General features: G+C 69.4%; 14 protein-coding genes and 1 tRNA gene. 5 read left to right on the top strand and 10 right to left on the bottom strand.

Translation table 11 applies throughout. The features are described from left to right. The first annotated feature begins 7 nt into the window (after nt 1-7). Nucleotides 8-1,594: a phytoene desaturase family protein gene (locus tag QNO12_RS03040; RefSeq protein ID WP_257503886.1), complete on the top strand. Its 1,587-nt coding sequence runs from the start codon at nt 8-10 to the stop codon at nt 1,592-1,594. A gap of 53 nt (nt 1,595-1,647) precedes the next feature. Here QNO12_RS03040 and QNO12_RS03035 read toward each other — a convergent pair whose 3' ends face one another. Together QNO12_RS03035 and QNO12_RS03030 are read right to left on the bottom strand one after the other, a co-directional pair. Further along, complete coding sequence (locus QNO12_RS03035; protein WP_257503885.1) at nt 1,648-2,625, bottom strand: hypothetical protein; 978 nt, start codon at nt 2,623-2,625, stop codon at nt 1,648-1,650. A gap of 147 nt (nt 2,626-2,772) precedes the next feature. Continuing rightward, a complete protein-coding gene (locus QNO12_RS03030) occupies nt 2,773-3,390 on the bottom strand; it encodes a hypothetical protein (RefSeq protein WP_257503884.1) in 618 nt (205 codons plus the stop codon). A gap of 268 nt (nt 3,391-3,658) precedes the next feature. Between QNO12_RS03030 and QNO12_RS03025 the strand changes: the two genes are divergently transcribed. Next, nucleotides 3,659-4,834, top strand: coding sequence for an IS481 family transposase (locus QNO12_RS03025; RefSeq protein ID WP_257524820.1), 1,176 nt, complete (start codon nt 3,659-3,661; stop codon nt 4,832-4,834). A 46-nt stretch (nt 4,835-4,880) separates the two neighbouring features. On the opposite strand, the gene QNO12_RS03020 is transcribed toward QNO12_RS03025, so the two are convergent. The 3 genes from QNO12_RS03020 to QNO12_RS03010 form a co-directional block, all read right to left on the bottom strand. After that, nucleotides 4,881-4,962, bottom strand: a tRNA-Tyr gene (locus QNO12_RS03020). Nucleotides 4,963-5,139: 177 nt separating this feature from the next. Beyond that, on the bottom strand, nt 5,140-6,057 hold the full coding sequence (locus QNO12_RS03015) for a PfkB family carbohydrate kinase (RefSeq protein ID WP_257503484.1): 918 nt from the start codon (nt 6,055-6,057) through the stop codon (nt 5,140-5,142). Beyond that, nucleotides 6,054-6,554 carry an FBP domain-containing protein gene (locus QNO12_RS03010; RefSeq protein WP_257503485.1) on the bottom strand — a complete coding sequence of 167 codons (501 nt, stop codon included), beginning with the start codon at nt 6,552-6,554 and terminating at the stop codon, nt 6,054-6,056. Before QNO12_RS03010 ends, QNO12_RS03015 begins: the two co-directional genes overlap by 4 nt. A 154-nt stretch (nt 6,555-6,708) precedes the next feature. On the opposite strand from QNO12_RS03010, the gene QNO12_RS03005 reads away from it, so the two are divergent. Then, complete coding sequence (locus tag QNO12_RS03005) at nt 6,709-7,197, top strand: YajQ family cyclic di-GMP-binding protein (RefSeq protein ID WP_257503486.1); 489 nt, start codon at nt 6,709-6,711, stop codon at nt 7,195-7,197. Between the two features lie 150 nt (nt 7,198-7,347). Here QNO12_RS03005 and QNO12_RS03000 read toward each other — a convergent pair whose 3' ends face one another. Together QNO12_RS03000 and QNO12_RS02995 are read right to left on the bottom strand one after the other, a co-directional pair. Beyond that, nucleotides 7,348-7,812, bottom strand: a complete 465-nt coding sequence (locus QNO12_RS03000; RefSeq protein ID WP_257503487.1) for a hypothetical protein — start codon at nt 7,810-7,812, stop codon at nt 7,348-7,350. A gap of 172 nt (nt 7,813-7,984) precedes the next feature. Beyond that, nucleotides 7,985-8,326 carry a sugar ABC transporter ATPase gene (locus QNO12_RS02995; protein WP_257503488.1) on the bottom strand — a complete coding sequence of 114 codons (342 nt, stop codon included), beginning with the start codon at nt 8,324-8,326 and terminating at the stop codon, nt 7,985-7,987. A gap of 544 nt (nt 8,327-8,870) precedes the next feature. On the opposite strand from QNO12_RS02995, the gene QNO12_RS02990 reads away from it, so the two are divergent. Then, nucleotides 8,871-9,632, top strand: coding sequence for a hypothetical protein (locus tag QNO12_RS02990; protein WP_257503489.1), 762 nt, complete (start codon nt 8,871-8,873; stop codon nt 9,630-9,632). 2 nt (nt 9,633-9,634) lie between these two features. Here QNO12_RS02990 and QNO12_RS02985 read toward each other — a convergent pair whose 3' ends face one another. Then, nucleotides 9,635-10,669, bottom strand: a complete 1,035-nt coding sequence (locus QNO12_RS02985; protein ID WP_257503490.1) for an alpha/beta hydrolase — start codon at nt 10,667-10,669, stop codon at nt 9,635-9,637. A 144-nt stretch (nt 10,670-10,813) separates the two neighbouring features. On the opposite strand from QNO12_RS02985, the gene QNO12_RS02980 reads away from it, so the two are divergent. Beyond that, entirely contained in the window at nt 10,814-12,112 is a 1,299-nt protein-coding gene (locus tag QNO12_RS02980) for an MFS transporter (protein WP_257503491.1), read from the top strand. Between the two features lie 45 nt (nt 12,113-12,157). Here the strand turns inward: QNO12_RS02980 and QNO12_RS02975 are convergent, their stop codons facing one another. Together QNO12_RS02975 and QNO12_RS02970 are read right to left on the bottom strand one after the other, a co-directional pair. Continuing rightward, nucleotides 12,158-13,531: an FAD-dependent oxidoreductase gene (locus QNO12_RS02975; RefSeq protein WP_257503492.1), complete on the bottom strand. Its 1,374-nt coding sequence runs from the start codon at nt 13,529-13,531 to the stop codon at nt 12,158-12,160. Nucleotides 13,532-13,590: 59 nt separating this feature from the next. Further along, nucleotides 13,591-14,646: a polyprenyl synthetase family protein gene (locus tag QNO12_RS02970; protein WP_257503493.1), complete on the bottom strand. Its 1,056-nt coding sequence runs from the start codon at nt 14,644-14,646 to the stop codon at nt 13,591-13,593. Nucleotide 14,647: the final 1 nt, after the last annotated feature.

Raw genomic sequence — 14,647 nt, 5'->3', positions numbered from 1 at the left:
TGAAGGAATGCAGCAGGCCGACAGGTATGACGTCGTGATCGTCGGGGGCGGGCACAACGCGCTGGTCGCCGCCGCCTATCTTGCCCGCGCGGGTCGCACGGTCATCGTGCTCGAGCGGCTCTCCCACGTAGGCGGAGCCGCCGTCTCGGAGAGCCCCTGGACAGGTGTCGATGCGCGGCTCTCGCGGTACTCGTATCTGGTGAGTCTTCTGCCCCGACGGATCATCGACGACCTCGGCCTGCGCATCGACCTGCGGCGACGTCGGTACTCGTCGTACACCCCGGACCCGTCCGATCCCGCTCGCGGAGTGCTGGTGGACACGCAGGACGCCGCCGCCACCGCCGCGTCCTTCCTGCGCACCACCGGCGACCCGGCCGAGGCCGAGCGTTTCGCCGCGTTCTACGAGCGCCTCTCGCCGCTCGCGCGCCGTCTGTTCGCCACGGTGACCGAGCCGCTGCCGCGCCGCGCCGCGGTGCGCGCACTGCTGGCCGACGACGCGCTCTGGCACGCCGTCGTCGAGGCGCCCCTCGGCGGCATGCTGCGAGACTCGCTCGCCACGGATCTCGCGCGCGGAATCGCGCTGACCGACGGGCTGATCGGCACGTTCTCGTCAGTCGACGACGAGAGCCTGCGCCAGAACCGCTGCTTCCTCTACCACGTCATCGGCGGCGGCACCGGCGACTGGGACGTGCCGGTCGGCGGCATGGGCCGCATCAGCGCCGAGCTGGAGCGGGCGGCACGGGATGCCGGTGCCGAACTGCGCACCGATGCCGAGGTCATCGCCCTCGCCCCGGACGGAGAGGTGCGGATCGCGGGCGATCAAACCGGGACGCTGCAGGCGCGGCTCGTGCTCTGCGGTGTCGCCCCGGCCGTGCTGGACGCTCTGGTTGCGGCGGGCGGCGCGGGCCCCGCCGTCGGCGCGGATGCGCCCGAGGGTGCACAGGTCAAGGTCAATATGCTGCTCACCCGGCTGCCGCGCCTGCACGATGACCGGGTGGCGCCGGAGGCGGCGTTCGCCGGAACGTTCCACGTCAACGAGGCGCTGACACAGCTGGACGCCGCCCACGCGGTCGCGGTGGGAGGCGGCATCCCGAACCCGCTCCCGGCCGAGATCTACTGCCATTCGCTCACGGACCCGTCGATCCTGGGTCCGCGGCTGCAGGCCGAGGGGGCGCAGACTCTGACCCTCTTCGGCCTGCAGGTCCCGCACCGCCTGGTGGCCGGGCAGAACCCCGATGCGGTCCGGTCGGCGCTGCTGGAGGCCGCACAGCGTTCACTGGACTCCGTTCTGGCCGAGCCGATCGCCGACTGCGTCTCTGTGGCGCCGGACGGCTCGCCCTGTATCGAGGCCCGCACGACGGCGGACCTCGAGCGCGCACTCGGGATGCCGGGCGGTGACATCTTCCACGGCGCCCTGTCGTGGCCGTGGGCGGAGGATGACGACCCGATCGACTCGCCCGCCGCGCGCTGGGGTGTCGCCACCGATCACGCCCGCATCCTCCTCTGCGGCTCCGGAGCGCGCCGCGGCGGCGCGGTCAGCGGCATCGGCGGACACAACGCGGCGATGGCGGCGCTGGAGATGCTCCGCGGCTGAGAGGTGGACTCCGGACCCGGCGGCTGCGACCGCGGCCCTACCCCTGCCTCGGGCTATTGCCGCGGCGGCAGCGGTGGCGGCGGCGGGAACCCCTCGTATCCGGGCGGGGGCTCCGGCTGCGTGGTCTGCTCCGCCGGGCCGGGCGCGTTGTAGCCCTGCGCCGCAGACTCGGCGCTGGCATCGGCATAGCCTTCGTGCTGCCATTCGGGTGCCGGCCCGGCCACCGGCGCGACGGGCGCGATGGCCTGCGCGATGTTGCTCGGGTAGCCGGTGTAGTACGCGTTCCAGTCCGGCGTGCCGTCCTGCATCACCGGCAGCGGTGTCACACCGTCGGCATAGGTCGGCCAGGCCTGCGGCACCGCGGCGGCCGGCGGCGGATTCAGATAGTCCGGGCGCGGCTTCTTCGGAGCGAACAGCGCGTTCACGAGCGGGATGAGCGCCGTCCCGACGGCGGCGAGGATCGTGACGGCGACGACGACGCGCCAGTAGAAGTCCCTGAAGTCCACCCACTCGTTCAGCACCAGCGGAATCACCAGCAGCACCGCCAGAGCAACGACGAGCACGATCGTGGTGATGGCGACGGCCTTGGTGAATGCCGTGACGTGGCGCAGGTACGCCTTGGTGTACAGCCGGACGTGGAGAAGCGCGAGCTGCAGGATCAGCACGATCACCAGGAATTGGACGAACCGGTTGAACCCGCCCCAGGAATAGCGTTCCGGCAGCCAGATCAGAACGGCGCCGATCAGGAGTGCGGCCACCCACGTCGCCATGCTGGCCAGCGCGAACCACGCGGGCCGTCTCGGCGCCAGGTGCGCATCGATGATCGCCACGCCCGCGAACGCGGCCAGGAGCAGGATCGTGAGGAATGCCCGTCCGACGATGCCGTTCTGCGTGCCGATCAGCACCCACACCACGCACACGATCGCCGCGGCGATCAGGGCCCCGATCGCGACCCAGATCGCAGCGCGCACCAGCGAGGAGCTTTGAGCGTCGGTCGTGGCCTGTGGGGCATGGGAGTCCGGCACGGTCATGGCAGTCCTTTCGTCGGCGGCTGCGCCGCACAGGCCCATCCTGACATGCGGGTCTCGCATGCCGGCGGAGGGACCCACTCCTGTGTACGGCGCGCACGCCCGGTGCTGCCGGGAGGAGCGGACCGGCTCACCCGGGCAGCGCGAGGTTCAGCGCCGGCCGATGGAGCGGATGATCGCACCGACGATGACGACGGCGCCCACCGCTGCGCCGACCACCACGCCGGGGCGTTCGCGATAGGCCTGTGCGATCCGATCGCCCCAGCCGCCGGCGAGCGCGCGGCTCTGCGCGACGATGTCGTCGAAGTCGACATCGTCGGCCACGCCCTTCAGTTTCTCGCCGGCCGCCTTCACGGCGCCCACTGCCGCGTCGGCGGCCTTGGCCGCGGCGGCTTTCGCATCGGATGCCGCGTTCTGGACGACCGTCGCCGCATCCGGAGCGGCGCCGCCGTTGTGCGCGTCCGCATCGGATGCCGAGTCCTTCGCGCCGTCATCGCCGTCAGCACCACCCTGGCCATCAGCACCACCCTCGCCGTCAGCACCACCGAGCGTGTCCGTCATCGTGTCATTCGCCTGGCCGGCAGCAGCCGGCGCATCCTGCTCCGCGCTGCGCGGGCCCGCCGTCGCTGCGGGCGCAGTCGCGGACGCGTCCTGTGCGATCCCCGCAACAGCGACGCCGGAAGAAGCGGTCACATCGGCGGCGGCACCGCTCGCACGGTCGGCGTTCTGAGCGGACTGCGCCGCGGCGTTCCCGGTCGTATCGGACATCTTCGTGCTCCCTTGATCGGTGAGATCGCCTCATCGTACGTCGCAGGGCGTCGGGCACCTCGAGAGGATGGGCAGGGTTGCCACTGGCGCCGGCGAGTGCTACGCAGCGCCCGCGCGCGGTTCGAGTCCCGCTCCGTCGACCAACGAACAAAGCGCCCCACAAGGGGGCGCTTTGTTCGTTCCGTGGCGAGTGAGGTGCCTGGGTTCACGACATATGTCACAGGTGATGTGTCGCTCATGTCTCGGGTCATAGGTCACAGTCCGATGCATGTCGAAGCATCGGGTCGTGGTCTTGAAGATCGTCGCTGGGCAGCTCACCGTGGCCGCGGCGGCCGAGCAGTATGGGTTGTCGCGGAGGCAGCTTCATCGGTTGCTGGCCCGTTACCGGGAGGACGGTATCGACGCCGTCGATCCGCAGTCGCGGCGACCGAAGACGAATCCGCACGCGACACCCCCCGAGGTTGTCGAACGCGTCGTACAGCTCCGCGCTGAACTGATCGCTCGCGGGTTCGATGCCGGGCCGGTCACGATCTCCTGGCATCTGGACCGCGAAGGGTTGCACGCCCCGTCACACGCGACGATCCACCGCATCCTGACTCGAGCAGGGCTGATCACCCCGGAGCCGCGTAAGCGCCCGCGTTCCTCGTACGTCCGGTTCGAAGCCGCCCAACCGAACGAGACCTGGCAATCCGACTTCACCCACTGGCGCCTGAACGACGGAACCGACATGGAGATCCTGAACTGGCTCGATGACCACTCCCGGCTCCTGCTGTCCTGCACCGCCCACACCCCCGTCACCGGTGACGATGTCGTGACCACGTTCCTGACTGCGACCGACAAACACGGGATCCCCGCCTCGACTCTCACCGACAACGGCAGGGTCTATACGGCACGGTTCGGCGGAGGACGCAACGCGTTCGAACACCTCCTGCCCGTCCTCGGGGTCAAGCAGAAGAACGGCTCACCCGGACACCCGCAGACCCAGGGCAAGATCGAACGGTTCCATCAGACCCAGAAGCGCTGGCTCGCCCAGCAGCCCACCGCGACCACGATCCTCGAGCTCCAAGCACAGCTGGACCGGTTCCGCGTCGCATACAACAACCACCGCCCGCACCGAGCCCTGGATCGCGCAACTCCCTCACAGGCATACGCAGCGACCGCCAAAGCGCTCCCTGCCGAGGGACGACTGCCCGACCGATACCGGCTGCGCTACGACCGCGTCGACACCGACGGCCACGTCAGCATCCGACGCGCCGGCCGCATGCACCACCTCGGCATCGGACGACACCACACCGGCAAACGCATCCTCGCGATCAGCGACGAAACCACCGTCACCGTGACCCACCTCGAAACCGGCGAAATCCTCAGCGAACACCACATAAACCCCGCCCAGGGCTACTGGCGCAACCAACTCACCCCACCCGGCCGCTGGCCCCACAAATGACAGATGTCTCGCGACATATGAGACATATGTCGCGAGACATCACACGTGGCGAGTGAGGGATTCGAACCCCCGAAGGCTACGCCGGCTGATTTACAGTCAGATCCCTTTGGCCGCTTGGGTAACTCGCCAGGCGCGCATCCGTCCGGCTTTTCCAGTCGACCGAAGGCGCGAGCACCCATCCTACGCGTCTGACGCGCACCACGAAAATCCAGGCCCCCGGACACGCTGCGCGGACAGCCGTCGAAGTCTCAACGACCCCGGCGACAGCATCCCGCCGTTCGTCCGTGCGTGCGAGCGGGCACGGTTCAGGTGCCGATCGCGTCCATATCCACGGCGGACAACGACTCCGGAAGTCTCAGCAGCGCGCCTTCGTATCGGCATGTCGCGGCCGCGACGTCCATCGCCCGCTCCAGGATCGCCCCCCACTCGTCCTCGTCCGCGGGCGCTTCGTCTACGAGCGCCGCAATGGCCGCGGCGAACGCAGCGTCCCCGGCACCCATCGTGTCCACGATCCGTCCGGGCAGGTCGGAGATCGGCCGCGTCACGACGGTGTCTCCGGCCTCGATCGTCGCCCCCGCGCTGCCTTCGGTCGCGAGCACGGCGGCGGCGCCAAGATCCAGCAGACGCGCGCGCAAGGCATCGAGCGGCTGGTCGTAGAGGAGCGTGGCGTCGTCCTCGCCCACCTTGACCAGCGCTGCTCGGGACGCCAGTCGCTCGAAGCCGCGCACGAACTGCTCCCGATCGGCGAGCATGCCGGCCCTCGGGTTCGGGTCGATCGCCAGGATCGCCGAGGATGCGTGGACCGCTTCGGCGAAGCGCCCGGTCTGCGCCGCGTCGTCGAAGGGGAAGCAGCTGACGGCGACCAGGGCGGCGGCATCGATCGCCGCACGCTCCGCCTCGCCGAACGTGATGGACCGCGCCTGCGCCGCGGCGTTGAACTCGTAGACCGGCTCCCCCGTCGCGTTGCGCGTGCTGACCGCCCGCGACGAACCGTGAGCGGACGGTGACGCGATCAGCTCGACGCCGTAGTCGGCGAGGTAGGTGCGGATGTGGGCTCCGGCCTCGTCGTCCCCGACCATGGCGATCAGAGTGGTCGGAACGCTGAGACGGGTCAATCCGACCGCCACGTTGAGCGCGGCCCCGCCGACGAACTCCCGGACACCACGATCGTCGCGCAGCTCGTCGATGAGCGCGTCCCCGATCACCACCACACGGGCGCTCACGCGTCGGCCCGGGCCGACTCGAGGATGCGCTCGACGAACGCCTCCGCACGCCGGCGAGTGCCGTCGATCTTGGCGTCGACGCTCGCTCGCACCTCGTTCGGCGCCAGCGGCGCGGCGAGGCGGACGTTCTCGTGGCAGGAGAGGTCGGTGCAGATGTACGTTCCCACGGTGTCTCCGTTCTGACCCGCCCGACCGGCCTTGCGCGCCGAGAAGAGGGAGACCTGGTCGGCGGGTTGCATGGTGTGGCAGAGGTTGCACAGCGCGGAGCTGACCCGCGCGGTGCCCTCGGCGGCCCGCAGGACGACGCCGATCGGCTCGTCGCCGACCTCGGCGATGAGGTATCCCCGGCCCTTGGTCCGCGGGTCGCGCCACGCCAGGAAGTCGAGGTGGTCCCAATCGGTCAGCACGAAATCGGGGGGAAGGGTCAGGAGGCGCAGCTCGTCGTCACCCGCGTTCGCGAGCGCCCCACGGATGTCATCTTCGGTCAACTGGCGCATCGGACCTCCTCGCCGCTGTCCCCGCCAGTCTACGAAGAGCGGATGCCGGCACCACCCCCGCCGCGCGCCGCCCGCGCGCGATCGGCGAGCGCGGAGGGCGCTCAGCGGCAGCGGATCCTGAGCTGGTCCGGCAAGCCCCGATAGACTTCCGCGCATGGCTGATTCATCCTTCGACATCGTGAGCAAAGTCGACCACCAGGAGGCGGAGAACGCCCTCAACCAGGCCCGCAAAGAGATCGAGCAGCGCTACGACTTCAAGGGCACCGGCGCCTCCATCGAGTGGAGCGGCGAATCCGTGCTGATCAAGGCGAACTCCGAAGAGCGGGCCAAAGCTGTGCTCGACGTGTTCCAGTCTAAGCTCATCAAACGCGGCATCTCGCTGAAGAGCCTCGAGTCCGGTGAGCCGTTCGCCAGCGGCAAGGAGTACCGCATCACGTCCACCATCAAGGACGGCATCTCCCAGGAGAACGCGAAGAAGATCGGCAAGATCATCCGCGACGAGGCACCCAAGGGCGTGAAATCGCAGATTCAGGGCGACGAGCTGCGCGTTCAGTCCAAGAGTCGCGATGACCTCCAGGAGGTCATCCGCGTCCTCAAGGCAGCCGACCTGGACGTCGACCTGCAGTTCATCAACTACCGGTAGCGCAGGCCGCCACGGCAGCCCATGGGCTGGGGGCCATGATCGGTGCCGGCCGACCTGATCATCGACTTCCTCCGCGCGCCAGATGTTGATGAGCCGGAGCATCCGTCCGCATCAGTCCAGGACGGGACCGACGCGCGGCCGGAAGCGGGTTCAGGCGTACCACTCGCCGGAGTCTGCCCCACGGCGATGATGCATTCTTCCGCCATCGATCGGCGCGGTGTCGTGACCGGCGAGGTCATGTATCCATGGCGGCTGCTGGTCCATCGTCACCGACCCTGCGCCGACCGTGAAATAGGCGGCGATCGGAGGGCTCGCGACGAACTCTGCCGCGAGGGTGGCGGCTCCGGGGATGCGGACCAGGGCGCTGCGCGCGTGCAGATCGCGCATCAGCACGGCGAATTCCACCGGGTCCTCGGATGCCGGTTCCTGCGGGGCGACGGGCAGCTGCGAGCGCAGGTCATCGACGATCTCCTGCCGCTGGCCAGCGGAGAGCCGAGTGAAGGCGGCCGCGTACGCTCGGTCGGCGACGCTCGCGGGGACATTCCCCAGGACATACGCGTACCGGGCGATCTGCTCCTCTTCGCTGATCGCGCTCGGTGTGCGGCGCTTTCTCACGACCCCTCCTGATCGATGAGCGTCAGCGTACGCCGGCGCGGGCGCGCCGTCGATGGCACTGCCGAGCCTCGACCGCGTTCGCACCGACGTTGTCCGCGGTCACTGTATTCGGATGCGCTCGTCGTGGTCGTCGAGCACGAATGCCGTTCTGCGCCGCCGAGACGGAGCTGCCTCAGAGGTCCTCCGGTGCGAGGTCCCCTTGTCCGTCCTCGCCCAACGCCGCCTCGATGGGGCTGTCCCCCTGCGACTCGGGCTGTATTGCCTCGCGCGGCAGATCGGGGGCTGGAATCTGGTCCTCGTCGGTGCGGATCTCGGCCGGGTCCGCTCCGGTCGCCGTCGCCGCGTCGAGCTCCTCCGGATCTGCGCCCTCGTCCAGGGCGATGGTGCGATCCCACTCCGCCTGCGCGGGATCCCGGGTCGGGTCCGGCTCGATCGAGGTGTCCTCGTCGCGCAGCGGCTGAACGCTGGTGGTGGGATCGGCAGTCTCGGCGGAGTCGCCGGTGGGTGTGCTCATGATGTTCATGCTTCTGCGCGCACCGCCGATCTGTCTCCCCTCTTGCGCCCCGACGGCCGCCGCGATACCCGCAGGGGCGCGCACGCCGATCGCTCGCCGTGTCCACCGAAGTGCCGACATACGGATCGCGCAGAATTTCCTAGGCTTGGTCATGCAAGCACCACCCGCCGACGCGGGAGCAGACGGGATTCGGGTTCCCAGTCTGATTCCTCCCCCAGTAAGCGGAAGAGAGAACCCCGGCGTCCCCCAGCTCCGGGGTTCTCTATCTCCCCGCTGGATGGCGTGCGGGATGCTGCGTGATTGCGGTTCCCCCGGAGATCGAACGACTAGCTGCGAGGCTGTCTCTCCGAGGGAACCCGACCGTGCAACCGCTGGTTCCGCTTCGCCGCGCAGGTGATGCGCTCGGGTGGCGAATGGTGCCGGTCCTTCTGCACCCTAAAGGGTTTCCGCGCCGCGCGCCACGCATTTCTCCCATGATCTTGTGCGCAGCAGTGCTCACACCCGGGCCTGTCGCTGTGGACGCGCGCGGTGCACAATGTCACGCATGAGCGAGGCCCCACCTGCGGACGCGTCGGAAGTCCCCGGCTCGGGTGAGCGTTCCGCTCCGGCTGATGCGGACCCGGACGTCGACCCCCCGGGCGAATCGGATGCCGCACTCGGCCGTCGCGCGCAGATCCTCGCGACCGAGCACTGGGGCCTCCTGGCCGCGCGCAGCACTGCGCAGAGCGAAGTGCTCACACGCATCACCATCTTCCTCACCCTCGTCTCGGCGGGTCTGGTGACCATCGGACTGCTGGGTCAGGCATCCCGTTTCGAGGGGTGGTTCGGCGGGGCCTCGCTCGCGATCCTGGGCTTCCTCGTGGTCATCGGGCTGATGACGCAGACGCGCGTGGGAAACGTCGCCGAGGAGGACATGATGTACGTCGTCGCGATGAACCGGCTGCGCGGCGCGTACGTCGACCTCGATCCCGCGGTGGAGGAGTACTTCCTTGCATCCGTCCATGACGACGAGGAGGCGATGAAGCACACCTACGCGTTCCTGCGGCCCCGGAGCGTGAGCGTTCTGGTGGGCAGTTCCGCCATGCTGCTGGTCGTGGTCAACGCGTGCGTGAGCGGACTGCTCGTCGGCGCGATCGTCGTCTCGAGCGGCGGCACCCTGGGGTGGGCGGTCGCAGGTGGCGTCGCGGTCGGACTCATCTACGTCGTGGCGTACTTCGGCTACGGCTGGTGGACCTTCCGCAGCGCGTGGCGACGTTACATTCCGCGTCGCCCCTCGTCCGGTCCGCCTCGATTCTGGAGGCACTGACCTCAGACGTACGCGCCCGGCGACAGCGGCAGCCGCCTGGTGCCGAGGCATCCCATCACCCAGCGGTCCAGCCGTTCGTACGCCTCATCGCGCGCCTCGGCACGGGACAGGAAGACGTCGTGCAGTGCGCCGCGGATCCGCTCGACGGTCACCGACGCGCCCAGATGCAGTGCGGCGCGGGCGATCTCATCCACCACGAGAACCGTGTCGGCACGGGTCAGCTCCTCCGACCAGCGCGTCGGGGTGACCGATCTCGCGGAGAGCAGGACGCAGACCGGAACGTCGATGTCCAGCCCCGCCGCCACTTGCGCATGACCGGCCAGGATCGCGTGCAGCCATGGCGCGTGCACTGTCATCGACACCTCCGGGCGCCAGGCCGGGTTGATCTCCAGCGGCGCCTCGCGCACTTCGCGCTGCGCACGCGAATAGAAGCCGGTGTCCACCTGCGGCAGCGGCTCGAGCGGCCGCAGGCGGGCATGCAACCCGATCATGGGGGCGACTGCGACGCGGGTCATCGCGCTCAACTGGAATTCCAGCCAGGGGCTGTTCAGGAGCAGCGCACTGGCCACGCCGGGATGCCGCGCGGCCCACAGGCTCAGGGTGAGCCCGCCGGTCGAGTGGCCGACCAGCACGAGCCGGCGCGGAGACGCGAGCGCATCCAGAGCGCGACCCATTGCCGCGAGGGCCGCCGCGATGTCCTCGTCATAGGTGGCGAGGTCGGTGATGTACCCCGGCGTCTGATCGGGACGGATGCTGCGCCCGTACTTGCGCAGGTCCAGCGCGTAGAAGTCTGCGCCGCGATCGGTCCAGTAGGCGGCCAGGCTGCGCTGGAAGAAGTAGTCCGACCAGCCGTGCACGTACAGCACGTCCACGTCGTGCAGCGGTCGGCGGTCGCCGAGGATCCCGCCGAGAACGGGTCGACGCGCGAGGGCGCGCACGAGCGTCGCGACGACGGGTCCCTCGTCGTCCTCGCCGAGGTCCAGGGTCAGCTGTCGGAACGGCTCCCCCAGGACATCGGCATCCCACTCCCGCGCCATCCGCACAGCCTATCCAGGCGGGTTCGCCGGCACAGATTCCGGCACCGCGTGCGGGCGCGTGGGTCGCGCACGCGCGCGGGCGCGCGACCCCGGCGATGCCGAGAGCCGTAGACCGGTGTCGGCGGCAGGGATACTGTCTCCTCGATGAACGCCGCCGCAACGCTGCCGACGCCGCGCCGGGTGCAGGGCACCTATTACACGCTCATGCTGGGCAACACGCTGGCGGCCTCGTTCATCTGGGGCATCAACACCCTGTTCCTGCTGGATGCCGGGCTGTCGAATCTCGAGGCGTTCGCAGCCAACGCGTTCTTCACCGCGGGGATGCTGATCTTCGAGATCCCCACCGGCGTGGTGGCCGATACGGTCGGGCGCCGAGCGTCCTACCTGATCGGAACGGTCACGCTCGCCACGACGACGACGCTGTACTGGATGCTGTGGGTGTGGGAGTCGCCCTTCTGGGCGTGGGCGATCGTGTCGGTCCTGCTCGGGCTCGGGTTCACGTTCTTCTCCGGCGCGGTCGACGCCTGGCTCGTGGACGCCCTGCGAGCCACCGGTTACCGCGGCAGCCTCGAGACGGTCTTCGGCCGCGCGCAGATCGTCGGCGGAATCGCCATGCTCGCCGGTTCCGTTCTCGGTGGCGTCATCGCGCAGGTGACCGACCTGGGCGTTCCGTTCCTGGTCCGCGCCGGCGTGCTGGTGGTGACGCTGGTCGTGGCCGCACTGCTCATGCACGACATCGGGTTCGAACCTGAACGCGGCGAGAATCCGCTGCAGGCGACCCGCACCGTCTTCCGCGCGTCGATCACCTACGGTCTCGGCAATGCCCCGGTGCGCTGGCTGATGCTGGCCAGCCCGTTCACGGCCGGCGTCGGGATCTACGTCTTCTACGCCCTGCAGCCGTACCTGCTGGAACTGTGGGGCGACGACGAGGCCTACACGGTCGCGGGTCTGGCCGCGGCGCTGCTCTCCGGCGCGGCGATCGTCGGCGGGGCACTGGCCCCGTGGGTGCGCAGGCTGTTCCGTCGGCGCACGTCGTCGATCGTGCTGGCGACGGTGGCGAGCGCGGTCGTGCTGCTGGGGCTCGGGGTGGTCCGCAGCTTCTGGGCGGCGATCGTCCTCGTGGCGGTCTGGGGTATCGCGTCGGCGATCGATGATCCCGTCCACCGGGCATACCTGAACGACATGATTCCGTCGAAGCAGCGGGCGACCGTGCTCTCGTTCGACTCGCTGATGGGATCGGGCGGCGGGGTGCTCTTCCAGCCGGTGCTGGGGCGGGTCGCCGACGTCGGCGGCTACGGTGTCTCGTTGATCTGGAGCGGCGTGATCGCTGCGGTCGCGCTCCCGTTCGTGCTGCTCAGCCGTGCCCAGCGGTCACCGGCTGATACGGCGCGCGGCGCAGACGAGGTCGGTGCGAGCGCCGGCGAAGAGCTGCCGCCCACCTGAGGCGGCTCGCGGATGCCGCGACGCGCAGGTGCTGCGCGACTCGGGTCACTCCCCGCGCGAGATGTCGACCATGTCGGGACGAGGCACGACCTTGACCCGCGCGCGCCCGTGCGGGGCGCCGAGACCGATCTCGTGTTCGTCCAGACGGTGCCAGCCGTCCAGGTCGGTCCAGCGCACACCCCGTTCGGCCAGCAGCCGCGGGATCGCCTCCTCCGAGGGGTCGGCCGGCTGCCACCACGAGCCCTGGTCGTTGATGAGGTGGCGCACGGTCTCCATCGCATCCGACTTCGTGTGGCCGATCAGACCGACCGGTCCGCGCTTGATCCATCCGGTCGCGTAGACACCCGGTACGCGGTCGTTGGAGTCCTCCCGCAGCGCCTGCCCCTCGTGATTGGGGATGACGCCGTGACGCTTGTCGAACGGGACTCCGGGCAGGGGTGAGCCGAAGTACCCGACCGCGCGGTAGATCGCCTGGACGGGCACCTCGCGGATCTCACCGGTGCCGGCGACACCGCCCTGGCCGTCCGGTCGCGTGCGCTCCCAGCGGAAGCGGGACACGCGGCCGAATTCGTCGGTGAGCACCTCGAGCGGCTTGGCGTAGAAGTGCAGGTGAAGACGGCGGGATGCCTCTCCTCCGGCATTGTTCACCGACGGCCGTTTGCGCCAGGACTGGAGCACCCGGTCGATGACCATGACCTGCTTGTTGCTCGCGATCGCAGCCCGGGACGCGTCGTCGTAGTCGAAGTCCTCGTCGTAGACGACCAGGTCCACGTCGCGCAGCTCGCCCAGCTCGCGCAGTTCCAGCGGTGTGAACTTCACCTGCGCGGGGCCGCGGCGCCCGAACACGTGCACATCGGTGACGGCGCTCGCGCGCAGCCCCGCGAAGACGTTGTCGGGCACCTCGGTCGGGAGCAGATCCTCGGCGTGCTTGGCGAGCATGCGGGCGACATCGAGTGCGACGTTTCCGTTGCCGATGACGGCGACCGACTCGGCATCCAGGGGCCACTCCCGCGGCACATCCGGGTGGCCGTCGTACCAGCTCACGAAGTCCGCCGCGCCGTACGAGCCGATCGCGTCCATGCCGGGGACGTCGAGGTTCGCGTCGCGGATGGCCCCGGTGGCGAAGATGACCGCGTTGTAGTGACGCTTCAGGTCATCGAGGGTGATGTCCTCGCCGAAGCGCACGTTGCCGAACAGCCTGATGTCGCCGCGGTCCAGCACCTCGCGCAGCGCGGTGACGATGCCCTTGATCCGCGGATGATCGGGCGCGACGCCGTAGCGGACCAGGCCGTACGGGGCCGGAAGCTGCTCGAAGAGGTCGATCGACACGTCGAACTTGCGCTCCGCCTTGAGCAGGATGTCTGCGGCGTAGATGCCTGCCGGTCCTGCACCGACGATGGCCAGCCTGAGCTTGGTCATGTGGTCCTTTCTGAGGCCGCGGGCTTGGCGAACTACGACACCTGCCGCGACGGGATATGTCAGCTGGAACGGTCGGCGACAGCCTGGGCGAAACGCGTCAGCGCCTCGCGCACCGCACCTGCGGGAAGAGGTTCGAGCGAGGCGATCGCCTCATTCGACCAGGAATGGGCGAGATCGAGCGTGGCCTTGGTGGCCTCGTGCTCCCGCAGTTCGGAGAGTTCGCGATCCAGGATGGCCGGGTCGCCGCCGTCGGCGATGCGCTCCACCCCGTCGTCGATGCGCGCACGGAGGGCCATCGATGCGGCATCCGTCCGCTGCCCGAGGACCAGGTACGGCATGGTGGGCACGCCGGCCCGGAGGTCCGTGCCGGGCACTTTGCCGGTCTCGTCAGGATCGTCGGAGAGGTCGATCACGTCATCCAGCAGCTGGAAGGCCACCCCGACCTTCTCGCCGAACGAGATCAGCGGCTGCTCTAACTCATCCGGGCCGTTGGCGAAGATGAGCCCGGACTGCGCCGCGGCCGCGATGAGCGAACCGGTCTTGTCGGAGAGCACCTGCAGATAGAACTCGACGCGATCATCGCCGTCCTGCGGCCCGACCGTCTCGTGCATCTGCCCGAGGACGAGCCGCTCGAAGGTGTCCGCCTGCAGCCGGATGGCGCGCTCGCCCTGCCGCGCCATGATCTGGCTGGCGCGCGAGAACAGGAGGTCCCCGGTGAGGATGGCGACGTTGTTGCCCCAGACCGAGTGTGCGCTGGGCACACCGCGACGCTTGTCCGCGGCATCCATCACGTCGTCGTGGTAGAGCGAGCCGAGGTGGGTCATCTCCAGCGCGGTGGCGCCTTCGATGACGCTCTCGATCGCCCCGTCGCCCAGCTGGGCGGTGATCAGCGCGAGCATCGGCCGGATCCGCTTGCCGCCGGCTTCGTAGAGGTAGCGGCTCGCTGCGTCGGCGATGCGGTCGGTGACACGCAGCTCCTGCTCGAGGGCGCGGTCGACACGCACGAGGCCGGCCTTCACAGTGGACGCGAGTTTGCGGGAGCGCGGCCCGGCGAGTGTGCGGTCGGTGAGGCCCAGCTTGCCCGCAACCCGCGAGCCGGAAGCTGAGGGAGTCACA

This window comes from Microbacterium sp. zg-B185 (genome assembly GCF_030246885.1).
GTDB lineage: Bacteria > Actinomycetota > Actinomycetes > Actinomycetales > Microbacteriaceae > Microbacterium.
The sequence above is the reverse complement of the archived record's forward strand: the minus strand, read 5'-3'. Positions and strand labels throughout refer to the sequence as shown.

Bases quoted from the DNA above. Each gene is read 5' to 3' on its own strand.
- QNO12_RS03040 (WP_257503886.1), top strand. From the start codon at position 8: ATGCAGCAGGCCGACAGGTATGACGTCGTGATCGTCGGGGGCGGGCAC.
- QNO12_RS03035 (WP_257503885.1), bottom strand. From the start codon at position 2,625: ATGACCGTGCCGGACTCCCATGCCCCACAGGCCACGACCGACGCTCAA.
- QNO12_RS03030 (WP_257503884.1), bottom strand. From the start codon at position 3,390: ATGTCCGATACGACCGGGAACGCCGCGGCGCAGTCCGCTCAGAACGCC.
- QNO12_RS03025 (WP_257524820.1), top strand. From the start codon at position 3,659: ATGTCGAAGCATCGGGTCGTGGTCTTGAAGATCGTCGCTGGGCAGCTC.
- QNO12_RS03010 (WP_257503485.1), bottom strand. From the start codon at position 6,554: ATGCGCCAGTTGACCGAAGATGACATCCGTGGGGCGCTCGCGAACGCG.
- QNO12_RS03005 (WP_257503486.1), top strand. From the start codon at position 6,709: ATGGCTGATTCATCCTTCGACATCGTGAGCAAAGTCGACCACCAGGAG.
- QNO12_RS02995 (WP_257503488.1), bottom strand. From the start codon at position 8,326: ATGAGCACACCCACCGGCGACTCCGCCGAGACTGCCGATCCCACCACC.
- QNO12_RS02990 (WP_257503489.1), top strand. From the start codon at position 8,871: ATGAGCGAGGCCCCACCTGCGGACGCGTCGGAAGTCCCCGGCTCGGGT.
- QNO12_RS02985 (WP_257503490.1), bottom strand. From the start codon at position 10,669: ATGGCGCGGGAGTGGGATGCCGATGTCCTGGGGGAGCCGTTCCGACAG.
- QNO12_RS02980 (WP_257503491.1), top strand. From the start codon at position 10,814: ATGAACGCCGCCGCAACGCTGCCGACGCCGCGCCGGGTGCAGGGCACC.
- QNO12_RS02975 (WP_257503492.1), bottom strand. From the start codon at position 13,531: ATGACCAAGCTCAGGCTGGCCATCGTCGGTGCAGGACCGGCAGGCATC.